General features: G+C 36.0%; 11 protein-coding genes. 7 read left to right on the plus strand and 4 right to left on the minus strand.

Translation table 11 applies throughout. The annotated features are described in order from the left end of the window. Window positions 1-10: 10 nt before the first annotated feature. From BLQ66_RS02445 to BLQ66_RS02455, 3 genes are all read left to right on the plus strand, one after another. Window positions 11-1,510: a TrkH family potassium uptake protein gene (locus tag BLQ66_RS02445; RefSeq protein WP_074520760.1), complete on the plus strand. Its 1,500-nt coding sequence runs from the start codon at window positions 11-13 to the stop codon at window positions 1,508-1,510. A 92-nt stretch (window positions 1,511-1,602) separates the two neighbouring features. Continuing rightward, window positions 1,603-1,779: a FeoB-associated Cys-rich membrane protein gene (locus tag BLQ66_RS11855; protein ID WP_143452966.1), complete on the plus strand. Its 177-nt coding sequence runs from the start codon at window positions 1,603-1,605 to the stop codon at window positions 1,777-1,779. A gap of 26 nt (window positions 1,780-1,805) precedes the next feature. Next, window positions 1,806-2,747, plus strand: coding sequence for a magnesium transporter CorA family protein (locus tag BLQ66_RS02455; protein ID WP_074520761.1), 942 nt, complete (start codon window positions 1,806-1,808; stop codon window positions 2,745-2,747). A gap of 92 nt (window positions 2,748-2,839) precedes the next feature. Here the strand turns inward: BLQ66_RS02455 and BLQ66_RS02460 are convergent, their stop codons facing one another. Then, window positions 2,840-4,696 (minus strand): GGDEF domain-containing protein, encoded by a 1,857-nt coding sequence (locus tag BLQ66_RS02460; RefSeq protein ID WP_074520762.1) that lies wholly within the window; start codon window positions 4,694-4,696, stop codon window positions 2,840-2,842. 345 nt (window positions 4,697-5,041) lie between these two features. Between BLQ66_RS02460 and BLQ66_RS11960 the strand changes: the two genes are divergently transcribed. The 3 genes from BLQ66_RS11960 to BLQ66_RS02470 all read left to right on the plus strand — a co-directional run bounded on the left by BLQ66_RS11960 (window position 5,042) and on the right by BLQ66_RS02470 (window position 9,500). Beyond that, window positions 5,042-5,203, plus strand: a complete 162-nt coding sequence (locus BLQ66_RS11960; RefSeq protein ID WP_155885904.1) for a hypothetical protein — start codon at window positions 5,042-5,044, stop codon at window positions 5,201-5,203. A gap of 295 nt (window positions 5,204-5,498) precedes the next feature. Next, the gene (gene nrdD, locus BLQ66_RS02465; protein WP_074520763.1) at window positions 5,499-7,676 is read left to right on the plus strand and encodes an anaerobic ribonucleoside-triphosphate reductase; all 2,178 of its coding nucleotides are present in this window, start codon (window positions 5,499-5,501) and stop codon (window positions 7,674-7,676) included. A gap of 243 nt (window positions 7,677-7,919) precedes the next feature. After that, window positions 7,920-9,500: a GGDEF domain-containing protein gene (locus BLQ66_RS02470; protein ID WP_074520764.1), complete on the plus strand. Its 1,581-nt coding sequence runs from the start codon at window positions 7,920-7,922 to the stop codon at window positions 9,498-9,500. 68 nt (window positions 9,501-9,568) lie between these two features. Here the strand turns inward: BLQ66_RS02470 and BLQ66_RS02475 are convergent, their stop codons facing one another. Then, a complete protein-coding gene (locus BLQ66_RS02475; protein ID WP_074520765.1) occupies window positions 9,569-10,783 on the minus strand; it encodes an SMP-30/gluconolactonase/LRE family protein in 1,215 nt (404 codons plus the stop codon). A 195-nt stretch (window positions 10,784-10,978) separates the two neighbouring features. Between BLQ66_RS02475 and BLQ66_RS02480 the strand changes: the two genes are divergently transcribed. Next, entirely contained in the window at window positions 10,979-12,655 is a 1,677-nt protein-coding gene (locus BLQ66_RS02480; protein WP_074520766.1) for a glycoside hydrolase family 43 protein, read from the plus strand. Between the two features lie 95 nt (window positions 12,656-12,750). On the opposite strand, the gene BLQ66_RS02485 is transcribed toward BLQ66_RS02480, so the two are convergent. Then, on the minus strand, window positions 12,751-13,236 hold the full coding sequence (locus tag BLQ66_RS02485) for a transcriptional regulator (RefSeq protein WP_074520767.1): 486 nt from the start codon (window positions 13,234-13,236) through the stop codon (window positions 12,751-12,753). A gap of 17 nt (window positions 13,237-13,253) precedes the next feature. Beyond that, on the minus strand, window positions 13,254-14,408 hold the full coding sequence (locus BLQ66_RS02490) for a cell wall hydrolase (RefSeq protein WP_074520768.1): 1,155 nt from the start codon (window positions 14,406-14,408) through the stop codon (window positions 13,254-13,256). Window positions 14,409-14,601 lie beyond the last annotated feature (193 nt).

Raw genomic sequence — 14,601 nt, forward strand, 5'->3', positions numbered from 1 at the left:
GAGTTTAATTATGAATAGTTCCATGATACGAATTGTGTTGGGAAATGTATTAAAAATCGAGGGAGTTTTAATGCTTATCCCAGTAGTGGTGGCTTTGATTTATGGAGAAAGTACAGTTCCTGCCTTTCTAATATCAGCTGCCCTAGCTATTGTAATAGGACAATTAATGGTAATAAAAAAGCCCAAGGATACCGTCTTTTATTTAAAAGAGGGTTGTGTTTCCACTGCTCTTAGCTGGATTTTTATGAGTATTTTTGGTGCCTTACCCTTTACAATAAGTGGTGAAATTCCTAATTATGTAAATGCGCTTTTTGAGACAGTTTCTGGTTTTACCACAACTGGTGCCTCAATTTTACTAGAAGTTGAGAGTCTTTCAAAAAGTATTCTATTTTGGAGAAGTTTCACTCATTGGATTGGCGGAATGGGAGTTTTAGTATTCCTTCTTGCCATTTTACCTATGACTGGTGGATCTAATATCAATCTTATGAAGGCAGAAAGCCCGGGACCTCAGGTAGGAAAGCTGGTTCCTAGAATTGGAAGAACAGCAAGAATCCTTTATGGAATCTATATCGGACTTACAGTAATTGAAATTATTATTTTACTTTTTGCAGGTATGAGTTTCTTTGACTCAATCTGTACATCAATGGGTACAGCAGGTACTGGTGGTTTCGGTATTAAGAATACAAGTATTGGTGGTTACAGCCCGCTTATTCAGTGGATTGTAACAATCTTTATGATTTTATTTGGTGTAAACTTTAATGCTTATTACTATCTTTTATTTAAGCATTTTAGACAGGCCTTAAACGTAGAAGAAGTTAAGGTTTACATTGGAATTATTGTTGCAAGTACACTTGCTATTTGCATAAATATTGCCCATATGTTTTCAAATTTAGAGCAGGCCCTAAGAGCATCAAGCTTTGCGGTTGCCACAGTTATTACAACAACTGGTTATTCAACAGTGGATTTTGATACCTGGCCGGCTTTCTCAAAATTTATATTGGTAATACTTATGTTTGTAGGTGCCTGTGCAGGTTCCACAGGTGGTGGTATCAAGGTTTCAAGATTTATAATTAGCTTTAAGACTATTATTAAGGAATTCCATTCTTATATTCATCCAAAGTCTGTTAAGGCTATTAGAATTGAGGGAAAGACAGTAGAACATGAGACCCTTAGATCAGTTAATGTTTATTTCATGACTTTTATTTGCGTTTTCACTGTGTCTTGCCTTTTGATTGCCCTAGAGAATCAAGACCTAGTAACTACCTTCACATCCGTAGCTGCAACAATTAATAATATTGGTCCTGGTCTTGCAAATGTAGGACCAACCTGCAATTTTGCATCCTTTAGCGTACTTAGTAAATTCGTTTTTATCTTTGATATGTTAGCAGGAAGATTAGAGTTATTCCCAATGTTAATGCTCTTTAATCCAACAATTTGGAAGAGTGCTTTCACATCTAGGATTAATCCTAGAAGAAGAAATTGGGAAGATTGCGATAAGGTTAGAAAATAATTTTACTGTAAAAACTTTTCTCAATATGCTAAAATTAAGTGCGGTAATATCTCCTAGGAGAGACTTGAATTTATAGAAATAAGGTGCTTAATATGGATTTAGTTAATATTTTAGTGGCTGTCGTTTTACTAGTTGTTTTAGTAGGAATGTTTTTGGCAGTGTCATATTTTCATAAAAAAGATGGACTTAGAGATGTCTGTAGCGGTAACTGTGCGTCTTGCGCCATGGCCGGACAGCATAATAAGGAGTGCGACAAAAAAGAAGAATAAAATTGGTGCTAGGAGGTAATTCAATCATGTATGAAGTTTTTAGAACTGATCATGGAGTTTTATCACAATTAGAACAGCCTAAGGAAGGTTGCTGGATCAACATGGTTGGCCCCACAAGCAGAGAGCTAAATGAAATTGCTGAAATGTACGAAATCGATTTAACCGATTTAGCTACAGCTCTTGATGAGGAAGAAAGCTCTCGTATCAGCCTTGAAGACGGATATACTCTTATCTTAGTGGATATCCCAACTCCAGAGGTTAGACATGAGAAGAAGATGTATACCACAATTCCTTTAGGTATTATTTTGAAATCAGATACGATAATTACGATTTGTAAGGAAGAAACACCTATTCTTACTTATTTTATTCGAAACAAGATAAAAGAATTTAGCACTAAAAAGAAGATGCGTTTTATCTATCAGCTTCTTTATCGTTCCGCAGCAAGTTATCAGATAAACCTTCGTTTAATTGATAAGAAGCGAATCGAGATAGAAGAAAGAGTTATGGGAAACACAACTGATATGGATTTAATCGAGCTTCATGAATTAGAATCTACATTGGTTTATTTCGCCACATCGCTTAGGTCAAATAGCATCGTGTTAGAAAGACTTAGAAGATACAAAAGAATTGAACAGTACCCAGAAGATATGGAATTACTTGAAGATGTAACCGTCGAGTATCAGCAGGCTATCGAGATGACCTCTATTTATCGAGATGTCATTGATGGTACAAGACAACTTCTCTCATCAGTAATTGACAATAGACTAAATAATGTAATGAAGCGACTTACATCCCTTACTGTTTTAATGGCCATTCCAACCATTATTTCAGGAATATGGGGAATGAACACTGCAGAGAAATATATGCCATTTGCCACAGTTCCTTACGGCTTTGCCATAATCTGTATAGGCATCGTGGTGGTTTGTATTTTTGTAATTTGGTATATGAAGAAAAAGAAGATGCTTTAGCATAGATAATAAAAAAAGACCTTAAGTTTAGTGAGTATAGAAACATCACGAAGACTTAAGGTCTTTATATTTTTATGAAAATGTATTGCCTATTACTTTAAATAAGGCCTGTCCTCATCAGCAATCAGCACATTTATTAGATAAGCTGCAATCAGGCTAGTTTGAATCTCATATTCTGCCCACTTTTGTGGAGCATTTCCTGCCTTATCAATGGTTAGAAGGCCGGTAATATTATTCATATCATTTCCAAGGACAATTTGAATTGTACATATAACATTTCGCTGATGCATAGCCTCACTAAATTCTGGTGCTACATCTGCAACTCTGCCAACAAAGCTAGATTCAAGAAACATTTTCTCACAAAGCATGCTCTTAAAGCCTGGACTCTTTGCGTAGAGGGCGTTAGAAGAGTTATCAAGAACCTGACCGAAAGTCTTGTGAAGCTCGAGATTCTCTCCTCTGTAAATGTTTACGCTATCCACATTAAAGGTCTCTTGAATGTGAGTTAAGAGGTCAGATACAGCTTGTCGTTTATTCCTTGCAAAATGCTCGATAACCTTAGAAATATAGCGTAATTCGTTAACCTCACGGCCGGAAACATTTTTTTTATCCGAACTTGTAATGCTCTTAATATATGCCTCTTCGTGAATCTCTTTTCTATAGAAAACGTATCTATCGCGGCCCTTTTCCTTGGCAATATAGAGGCAGAAATCCGCAATTCTAAAGAGTTCGTCGTAGTTACTTGCATCCTTTGGATAGATGGAAGAACCAATAGAACAGGTTATGTTAAAGTCCGCAAAATCATTTATAAACTCCCATTTTATCTGGGTTCTAACCGCTCTTAGATAACCTCGCAAAAGATTTTCATCAGTAATATCAAAGAGGATTATTAAAAATTCATCACCGCCGATACGTCCAATAACTCCGCCATCACCAATGATTTCCTTAAGTTTCCTACCAATCCTTGCCAAAATCTTGTCGCCATACATGTGACCATAAAGGTCGTTTACCTTCTTAAAATTGTCCACGTCAAGAATGATAATGGCTAGATTTGTAGGATAGGCGTCCATGTAATTGTCGTGTTTGTGGTCATTATTAGCGGAAATCAGGCTCTTTGCATACTCTGTAATAGTCTTTTTGTTATAGACACCAGTTAGAGCATCGTAGGAAAGGTCGCTAATCATTTCGATAAGATTGCTGTTTGTGTGAGCATTTTCATCAGTAAGAATCCTGCCGATAACAATCTTGTCGCCGTTATACTTGTTATAGACCATGCCTGTAAAAATGAGCTTCTCCATGATCTGCTTTTGGGTACGCATACTAGTTGTAATCTTTGCGCTAAAACTCTGTTCGTAGGATAGAATCTGCCCTACGAGGTTTTTAAATAGGCCAATGTCAGATTCTGCTATAAAGCCTTCATTTATCATGAATTCGCGCCACTGAATCAGGCTCATCTTATAGATGGTGTCTTTTGAAAATATGTCATAGCGGCACATTTTAAAAATGTCATTAGACATATCATAGGTAAAGGTATATTCCTTTGTTAGGCCAAAGAGAGCTCGCCCCTTCTTAATGTCATCAAGTAAAAGCTCATTAATATTTGCAAGGCTTTCAACATCGACCATTTCAATGTTTATCTCGCTTCTAGCAGATGAGGTCTTTTGGGCAAATAAAGTAATGAGATTTAGGCGCATTTCCCCCTTGTGATTTCTAAAGTGGAAAATTCCCTTTAATTCTTTTCCTTCATAGCTGTCTATAAAATCCATGAGATTAATTTTTTCTTCCTCGGCAACAAATTCTGTCAGGTTAGAAAATCTAGTATCACCAAAGTATTCTGTGAAAGGCTTATTAGCTACAATAGCCAGATAATAGGCATCAATAGTAGCGATACGTCGATTCAATCTGTTGGATCTTTCAAAATCATCAACGTAAATAGTATTATCACTCATTGATTTTCTCCTTTATAGAGCTTTATTATATTTTGTTCACATTTCTATAATCACATTTTCCTAATATAATTATATAATATTGCAGCAATTAAGACAATAATACATTAATTGTTCGACAATTATATTAAAAAGTGGTAAATATCTTGGGGGTATATAGTCTGGTATTAGTCCTTTGGTACCAATACTAAATATAGTGTTTATCTTTGGCATGAACCATGATATAATACAACATATAGGGAAGGCATGTGAATAAAATAAGACTATTACTTGATTTTGCAGACACAAGATGTAGTTTTATGCGCCTTTTATGACAAAAAACTAAGAATAAAAAATCGGGGGTAAATTATGGAACGAGTAAAGTACAACAAAGTAGAAGTAAGACATGGTGATAGCCCAAAGCTTTTCCCAGTATATGAAATCTACTTAGATGGAGTAATTGTAACTAAGGTATCTTCTCAGGTAGAGGCAGAAGAGATGGTTTCTCGTTGGTCAGAAATTTATAAGTAAGAAAGTTTCATTTTGATTATGTTTCATAGCAAAAGTAGCTGCTAAGAATGTTAGATTACTTTAGCATTTATAGCAGCTATTTTTATGCATACACAACATATTGTATTTTATTATTGACTAAAAGCACAATATGTTGTACTATAATAATAGCTTAAGCAATACGAAGATTTGTCAAGAATGTTTTTAATTTAGATATTCTTGTAAGATGGTACCTAAAAAATAAACGATGTGATATTATAGAAAAGATGTCGTAAAGACAATTTTCGAGACATAAAATTATAAGGGGAGAGCAATTATGAAGATTATTAAACGTAGTGGTTCAGAAGTTACATTTGATATTGAGAAGATAGTTAATGCTGTAACTAAGGCCAATAATGAAGTCGTACATAGCGAACGATTATCATCAGAACAGATTCGTACTATTTCAGAGAATGTAGAACAGATATGTGATGAAATGGGTAGATCTCTTAATGTAGAAGAAATTCAGGATTTAGTTGAGAACCAGATTATGAATTTAAGAGCTTTCGCCGTTGCAAGAAAGTATATCACATACAGATATAAGAGAGCATTGGTAAGAAAGTCTAATTCAACAGATGAACAGATTTTAAGTTTGCTTGAATGTAACAACGAAGAAGTTAAGCAGGAGAACTCTAATAAGAACCCAACTGTTAACAGTGTCCAGAGAGACTACATGGCAGGTGAGGTAAGTAAGGATATTACTAAGAGATTACTTCTCCCACAAGATATAGTAGAAGCTCATGAGCAGGGCTTAATACATTTCCATGATGCTGATTACTTTGCTCAGCATATGCATAACTGTTGCTTAGTTAACCTTGAGGATATGCTTCAGAATGGAACTGTAATTTCTGAGACTATGATTGAGAAGCCACATAGTTTCTCAACAGCATGTAATATTGCAACTCAGGCAATTGCTCAGATTGCTAGTTCACAGTATGGTGGACAGAGTATTTCACTTGCTCACCTTGCACCATTTGTACAGGTTAGCCGTGAAAAGTTTATTAAGCAGGTAAGAAAGGAACTCGCAGATACAGGGGTTGAAGCTTCAGAAGAGAAGATTCGTGAGATAGCTGAAATCAGAGTTCATGAAGAAGTTAAGAAGGGTGTTCAGATGATTCAGTATCAGGTAATCACTCTTATGACTACTAACGGTCAGGCTCCTTTCGTAACAGTATTTATGTACCTTGATGAAGTTCCAGAAGGCCAGACAAGAGATGATTTAGCTCTTGTAACTAAGGAAGTTCTTCGCCAGAGAATTCAGGGCGTTAAGAACGAACAGGGTGTATGGATTACACCAGCTTTCCCTAAGCTTATTTATGTATTAGAGGAAGATAATATCCATGAAGGTTCTAAGTATTGGGATTTAACAAAGCTTGCAGCTGAATGTACAGCTAAGAGAATGGTTCCTGATTATATTTCAGAGAAGATCATGAAGCAGTTAAAGGTTGATGCTAATGGCGATGGTCAGTGCTATCCATGTATGGGTTGTAGATCATTCCTTACAACATACTTAGATGAAGATAACAAGCCTAAGTACTACGGTAGATTTAACCAGGGTGTTGTAACAGTTAACTTAGTTGATGTTGCTTGCTCATCTAACAAGGATGAAGAGAAGTTCTGGAAGATCTTAGACGAAAGACTTGATTTATGTAGAAGAGCACTTATGTGCAGACATTATAGATTAAAGGGTACACCATCAGATGTAGCTCCAATTCTTTGGCAGAATGGTGCACTTGCAAGACTTAAGAAGGGTGAAACAATTGATAAGCTTCTTTACGGTGGCTATTCAACAATTTCTCTTGGATATGCAGGTCTTTATGAGTGTACATACTACATGAAGGGTACTAGCCATACACAGGAAGGCGGTAAGGAATTTGCCCTTAAGCTTATGAACTATCTTAATGATACATGTAAGAAGTGGGCTAAGGAAACTAACATCGACTTCTCATTATATGGAACACCACTTGAATCAACAACTTATAAGTTTGCTAAGTGCTTACAGAAGAGATTTGGTAAGATTCCAGGTGTAACAGATAGAAATTATATTACTAACTCATATCATGTACATGTAACTGAGGAAATCAACGCATTCGATAAGTTAAAGTTCGAATCAGAATTCCAGAAGTTATCTCCAGGTGGAGCTATTTCATACGTAGAAGTTCCTGATATGAATAATAATATTCCAGCTGTTCTTTCAGTTATGCAGTACATTTACGATAACATTATGTACGCAGAGCTTAATACTAAGTCTGACTACTGTCAGGTTTGTGGTTACACAGGTCAGATTCAGATTATCACTGATGATGATGGTAAGCTTGTTTGGGAATGCCCTAACTGTAAGAATAGAGACCAGGACAAGATGAATGTAGCAAGAAGAACTTGCGGTTACATCGGTACACAGTTCTGGAATCAGGGTAGAACTCAGGAAATTAAGGAAAGAGTTTTACACTTATAAGATTAGTGTTGGAAGAGTCTGCAAACCAGACTAGAATCCTAAATCAATAGATAACGCAATAAACTAAAAAGCTCCTAGTCAGAAGATATGTAATCATATATTTGATAAGCATATAAAAGGCTAGGAGCTTTTAATATTTTACAGGGACTATTTTTACAATAGTTTTGCAAAATTGCCTTGTTTCACCTATATATTTCGTTTATTATATATATTGGGTTTAGCAATAAATTATGAAGGTTTGATATGAAAGAATTACAAGATTATAACTATGAGCAGGGGATTATAGATCAGATCGAGCTTATGGATAAGATTAGATTTGAGAATCCCTTAAAGACAATTGAATTAGCGTGCGAATTTAAGAAGATAGCAGAGAAGAATTCTGATATTAATCTTATGGGTTATGCTGACTTTTATATAGCCGATGCCTATTTAACTCTTGGTGAGTTTGATAATGCCATTAACTATTTTAATAAGGCGGCAAGAGAGTTTGATGCAGTAGATAATATCTATAAGAGAGGTGGCTGTCTTAATAGCCTAGGGATTCTCTATGCCACAAGAGGCGAGATTGTTTATTCTCTAGATAACTTTAAAGAAGCAGCAAGTCTTGCAGAGAAATCAAAGGATGATTTCGTTGCAGCCCTTGCCTATGAGAATTATGCCGAAATTAGTGATAATATCAAGGATTCTAACATATCAATGGAATATGCTATGAAGGCTTATAAGCATATTTTAAAATGTAATCAAAACCCACGACAAAAGACTATTGAGATAATTATTCTAACCACACTAGCTAAGCTTTATTATAGATTTGGTCTCTTTGATGATACCAAAAAGAAGATTGACCAGATTGAGGATATTGTAAGGAAACATCCTGATGAGAAGCTTTGCGTGGATTTTTATATTACAAAGTTAATTTATACTAATAAGGTATCTTCTTCTAAAGAGGAGAAGGAGGTCTGTCTTAAAGAGGCGGTTAAGGCCTACTATGATACAGAGTATAAGGTAGATTACTTTTTGTACATTTTCGACTTTTTACATTTTCTAAAAAGGACGGATAGAAAGGACATCCTACTAGCTTTAGTGGAGGATTTTGATGAGTCTGTTAAGGGCATGGATTTCCCATATATTCAGACTAGAATCTTGGATTTTAAGATTTCCCTTTACGATGAGGAGAAGGACAAGGATAAGCTCTATAAGGAATTAATTAGATATAGAAGATATAATAACAGCTACAAGATGCTTACTACTAATTCTATTAGAAAGTACATTAGCATTCAGAACTCTCTTGAGGATTCAAAGAGGGCTAATGAGCTTTTAAAGGAGCAAGTAGGAATTGATGAGTTAACAGGTCTTTCTAATAGATGGAGACTAAGCTCAAAGGTGGAGGCATTGCTTACTAGAGCAGTAACGGAGAAGAAGAATTACGCTGTTGAGATGTTAGATATCGACCATTTTAAGCAGATTAATGATGAAAATGGACATCACGTTGGAGACCTATGTCTTATAATTGTTGCAACAGCCCTAAAAGCAATCGAATCAAATGATATTTATTGCTTTAGATACGGGGGAGATGAATTTTTAATATTCTATTTAGGATATTCCGATGAGAAGATTCTTGAGATGGCCAATAATTTAAGAGATTCGATCCTAGAGATGTCAGAATTAAGAGATTTGCCTTATGTCTATATTTCTCAAGGCATATGCAGTGGAATCCCAGAGAAGAAATCCAAGGTTTGGGATTACTCTTCAAAGGCAGATACAGCCATGTATTCAGCTAAAAGAGGCCTTGGCAAGCATATTAAATTAGTAAATTGCACAGAATAAAAATGACCTTTCAAAGCCCCTAAGGGCCTTGAAAGGTTTTTCTTTTATCTTAAAGTATCCAGCAATGATTAAAGGTCGATTTGTGAAACTAGGGAAGCGCCTCCATTTTCATGAAGATAAAAGCCGCTCTGTCGAAGTCTTGCCTGGCTTTCATTAGCTTCGTTAGTAAATCTAAAATCGTTGTTTGTTCTTCCCAAATATATAGCACCAACGTCTGCCTCCTTTAAACTAAGCAAACGTGATTGTCCATCCTCATCCATAACCCAGACTCTTAATTTCTGGTAAATTTCGTCGGCCTCGTCAATCCATGCATTTCCGTCTGAGTCATATTTTGCAAGGTCTGCAAAGCCGTCGCCGCTGCTAGTGCCAAAAAGCTCACTAGCGTCTGTAACTTCTCCATCTTCATTTAAATCAAGTGCTAAAAAGCCCTGATTTGAATTTAATCTGTTGTGTTCTTCTGCTACTCCGTCCCCATCTAGATCAAAGTAAAAATGTTTGTCGCTAATCATGTCAGGATTGTCATCTAGACTTATTACAAGGGGGTCTGTAAGTATTTTGTCAAAGGTTTGTAAGCTACTAAACTGGCTAATTTGCTGAAATTCTCTGCTGAAACTAACATCTAGATTAAAGGAAATGTTACGCCCGTCCTTTGTAACTGCACTTCCCGTTGTTGAAAAGCTTACAGCCTCTTTTTCGTAGTAGCTGTAGCTTTGGTTAGTTTCAAGGGTCCAAACCTGATAGCCCTGATTAAATGAAAGATTTAGGTAATTCGTATCTAGTTGGCTTGTACTCTTGCTGTTTAAATTACTGTCATTTCCTGTAGTTTGGTTTGAGGAAAAGCTATCTTCTGTAAAGCCCTCGCTAGTAATTGAATCAAAGTCCCTGTAAAAAAGACTTCTTAGCATAAATTCGTGAAGGTAGGCTAGTAGGCTTTGATAGATTTTCTGCTCTGAAATTAAGTAACTCTCATTTAACTTTGTTTGGGCATTTAGCCTGTTAGTGTTTTTAACTTTTGTGTCTGATTCTACATTTTCTTCCACAGTTTCTTCAGAGTAATTGTGTAGGTTATTTAGCTCATTCTTTGTGTAACTAGCATATTGATCTAGACCGTTACCACAGTAAGCCGACTCAGCTTCATTTCTTAAAAAGTAATCATAGCTTTCGCTAAAACAAGTTGTCTTTGTAGCCATTTCAACAGTTGTCTTGTGAGTCTTTGAATAGCCCTTCTGGTCTAGATAATTCCTGTTGGATGCCATAGAAATGTTGCTCTGGGAAATTATCATTTGTATCCACCTTTCGTAAGAGAATTGCAATGAACACAAACTCGTCTTACCTAATATATATCGGCTATTTTGACCTAATATTTACTTAAAAAAATCTGTACTTTAAGAAAATATATTTATAAAAGATGTGGTAAAAACTCCCAAGGTATTGTAATATAAGTAGGTAATAATGGTAAAAATTGGAGGTAGTGTTTTATGTGGATGGCTGATTTAGGCAATGGGAACTATAAGAATCCCATTCTATATGCAGATTATTCAGATCCTGATGCAATAAGAGTAGGAGAGGATTTCTTTATGATAGCGTCAAGTTTTTCTAACGCTCCAGGACTCCCTCTACTTCATTCTAAGGATTTAGTTAACTGGAAGGTGGTAAATTACATTCTTCCTAAGATTCCTGAGTTTAGATACAGAAACCCTATTCATGGTTGCGGTGTGTGGGCGCCAGCAATTAGATATCATGAGGGAACTTACTATGTATGCTTCCCAATGCCAGATGAGGGAATCTATATGACAACTGCTAAGGATCCATTTGGAAAATGGACTGAGCCCGTTAATATTAGACCAGGAGCAGGCTGGATTGACCCATGCCCATTCTGGGATGAAGATGGCAAGGCTTATTTAGTAGCAGGGGTTGCTAAGAGTAGAATTGGCTATAAGAGCGTTTTACATATGGTTGAGATGGCAGCAGACGGACTTAGCCTCATTGGAGAGGAAAAAGTCGTCTTTGATGGTAATTTAAACGACCAAGTTACAATTGAAGGCCCAAAGATGTATAAAAGAAACGGTTATTACTACATTTTTGCACCAGCAGGTGGCGTAAAGACTGGTTGGCAGACAGTGCTTAGATCTAAGAATGTCTATGGCCCTTATGAGTACAAGATGGTTTTAAGACAAGGGGACACAGTTGTAAATGGACCTCATCAAGGGGCTTGGATAGATACTCCAACAGGCCAGGATTGGTTTATTCACTTCCAGGATGTTTATGCTGCAGGTAGAATTACACATTTGCAGCCAATGACTTGGTATGAGGATTGGCCAATTATCGGTGAGTATGAAAAGGATGAGAATGGCAGGCCATTAAAGGAATATGGCACACCAGTTCTTGAATATAAGAAGCCAGATATGGGTGTCTCAGATAAGGACTTAGCTGATAGTAATAAGTTCCCAGTTTGTGCCCCAGACCTTGATGATGAGTTTGATAAGGACAGTCTTGGTATGCAGTGGCAGTGGAATGCTAATCCTGAAACAGACTGGGCAGAGTTTATGCCAGAGAAGTCAGTGATTAAGCTTAATGCCGTTGATAGTGCTAATCAAAGACCAGTTTGTGATTACAGAAATCTTCTTCTTTGTAAGTGGGCAGAGCCTGAATTTAGCTGTGTTACTAAGATGAGTCTTAAGGATCTTGAAAATGGAGACTTTGCCGGCTGTGTAGCACTAGGCCAGAACTATATCGCTCTTGGAATTTACAAGGATTCAGACGGTTACTACATTAGAAAGGTTACAGGTAATCAAAACTTTGATTGTGATGTTTCTTATGCTAGTGAAAATGTAACAGATACAGCACTTAGTAAAGATGTTAAGGATTTCCATTCCTTTAAGTCAGAGGAGAAGGAAGTTTATATTAAATATAGCGTTAAGAGAATTGGCTATCAGGACCACATTGAAGGTGGCCTTAAGGTAAATAATGCACCTCGTGAATTACAGTGCCTTGAGATTAGCTTTGATTCTAAAAACTACTCTTATGCACTAGCTTGTGAAGCTAAGGCAGGACGCTGGGTAGGTGTTAAGAATGGTGTCTTTGTTTCTCATAATAGTTTAATTAAGAATGAGAAGAGAGGTAGCATTTTAGTAGATTATATTAGATATAACTAGCATATAAGAATAAATTGTTTATATACGAAAAGGGAAGGAGTTTTAAATTAACTCCTTCCCTTTATCTCTTTTAAGTATTATCATTGTAAGTCAAATTAATTTTGCTGTTGGATATTCTTCATTGCCCAAAGCTGTAGAGCCTTAGCATTATTAGAAATATCCTCTAAAGAATTAAGAATTGCCTGAAATTCTTCAAGCTCTTCAATATCAACCTTTCCATCTGCGGAAATGTTAATAATAGATCCACGTAATTGTTCTATATCATTAAGAGAACCAAGAATCTTTAATGAAAGTCTGTCAAAAGAGCTAATCTCTACGGATTTCATTGTAAGTCTTCCGATTGGACAATCATTTGAACAGAAATTATAAGTAAGCTCTGGAGCATTATAGTGCTTAGCCATAAGTAATACTTCCTCTGGATATGGCTCAACATTTCCAAGCTCGATTCTTGCAAGTCTTGTTCTATCAATTCCAAGAACTTCAGAAGTAGTCTCTCTACTTTCAAAGTCTGAGTTTGTCTTTGCTGCATTATATCTAGCGATATAATATTTGTTGTCTGATGCTTTAGTTGCCTTCTTCATTTAATTTCCTCCAAGGATTAGTAAAATACATGATCACCAATTACTGTTCCACCAGTATCTACAGAAGGTCTGTAAACATGGAAATATAGGGCAGTAGTTGTAAGGTTGCCATTTAAAACCTCATAGGCTGCAGAAACACACTCCTGGGATGCGCCTCTTGCTAAAACAATGGCAAATCGACCACTAGCAACAGGACTAAACTGGCCTGATGCATAAATAACTGATGTAATAGAATCTCCAAATCTAGGATTTAAAACTCTATTAACAATAACACTTCCTACAGCTAATTTACCTTCGTAAGACTGATTACCCGCCTCACATTCAATAATAGCTGCAAGCATTGCAAGGTCTGTAGCTGTATAATCAAGCTTAGTGCCTGAGTAACTTACCTCATCCCCTGCCTGCATAGCTGCAATAGCAGCAAGCTGCCTTTGGATGTTCTCTTCCTGAATCTTCTTCTCATACTCTAAACAAAGGGCCTCAGTTTGTGCAATGGAATCTGAGGTTGTATCAAGTTCAGATTGAATATCATAAATGGACTGCTTAAGATTAGCGGTCTCTGAATTAAGACTAGTCTTTAAAGTCTCAAGTTCTGTTAAATCTGTTTGAAGATTAGCCATAGCATCATTACGGTTTGTTATCTCTTCATTAAGCAAATCCAACTGTTCTCTATCATAGTTTGAAAGCTCAACAATGTATTCAGATTTCACAAGGAAATCTGCCATTGAGCCTGACTCCATCATAGATTGAAGTAAAAGATTCTCTGTACCGTTTTCATACATATATCTTATACGTAATTTCATAGCCTCATATTGTTCATCAATGGATGAATTGAGAGCATCGATTTCTGAGTTTAAGCTATCGATTTCATCTTGTTTAGTTTTAATCTGCTCGTCAACAGCAGTGATCTTTTCTGCTGTTGCTGTCAAACTATCATTAAGGTCACTGTACTGTGAAGATAGACTTGACTGAGCGTTCTTTAATTCTTCTAGTTCTTCATTAGCTTCATCTAAATCAGATTGCGTATCTGCATAAGTACTATATGGCAAAAATGTCACAATAAGTCCACTTGTAGCAATTACAGCAATTAAACAGATTATTGCGCTAGCTTTTGATAATACTTTAAGAGAAGACGTTTTATCTAATGTTAAAAAGATATTAAACCTCTTCATGGAACCTCCCATTATCATAAATCTAAAAAATATATGAAAAAACAAAATAAGTATAAATTGTTTAAAGCTAAATTGCAAGTAGGCTTTATTAGTGCTACAATCACATATAGCAGTGAGAAAATGAGGAAAATATATTAAAGGAATATAAAACTTTTATATTATAAACACACATTGCACACAAATTAATAGCGTG

It is taken from the genome of Lachnospira pectinoschiza, from assembly GCF_900103815.1.
In the GTDB taxonomy this organism is placed as follows: domain Bacteria; phylum Bacillota; class Clostridia; order Lachnospirales; family Lachnospiraceae; genus Lachnospira; species Lachnospira pectinoschiza_B.

Bases quoted from the DNA above. Each gene is read 5' to 3' on its own strand.
- BLQ66_RS02445 (WP_074520760.1), top strand. From the start codon at position 11: ATGAATAGTTCCATGATACGAATTGTGTTGGGAAATGTATTAAAAATC.
- BLQ66_RS11855 (WP_143452966.1), top strand. From the start codon at position 1,603: ATGGATTTAGTTAATATTTTAGTGGCTGTCGTTTTACTAGTTGTTTTA.
- BLQ66_RS02455 (WP_074520761.1), top strand. From the start codon at position 1,806: ATGTATGAAGTTTTTAGAACTGATCATGGAGTTTTATCACAATTAGAA.
- BLQ66_RS02460 (WP_074520762.1), bottom strand. From the start codon at position 4,696: ATGAGTGATAATACTATTTACGTTGATGATTTTGAAAGATCCAACAGA.
- BLQ66_RS11960 (WP_155885904.1), top strand. From the start codon at position 5,042: ATGGAACGAGTAAAGTACAACAAAGTAGAAGTAAGACATGGTGATAGC.
- nrdD (WP_074520763.1), top strand. From the start codon at position 5,499: ATGAAGATTATTAAACGTAGTGGTTCAGAAGTTACATTTGATATTGAG.
- BLQ66_RS02470 (WP_074520764.1), top strand. From the start codon at position 7,920: ATGAAAGAATTACAAGATTATAACTATGAGCAGGGGATTATAGATCAG.
- BLQ66_RS02475 (WP_074520765.1), bottom strand. From the start codon at position 10,783: ATGATAATTTCCCAGAGCAACATTTCTATGGCATCCAACAGGAATTAT.
- BLQ66_RS02480 (WP_074520766.1), top strand. From the start codon at position 10,979: ATGTGGATGGCTGATTTAGGCAATGGGAACTATAAGAATCCCATTCTA.
- BLQ66_RS02485 (WP_074520767.1), bottom strand. From the start codon at position 13,236: ATGAAGAAGGCAACTAAAGCATCAGACAACAAATATTATATCGCTAGA.
- BLQ66_RS02490 (WP_074520768.1), bottom strand. From the start codon at position 14,408: ATGAAGAGGTTTAATATCTTTTTAACATTAGATAAAACGTCTTCTCTT.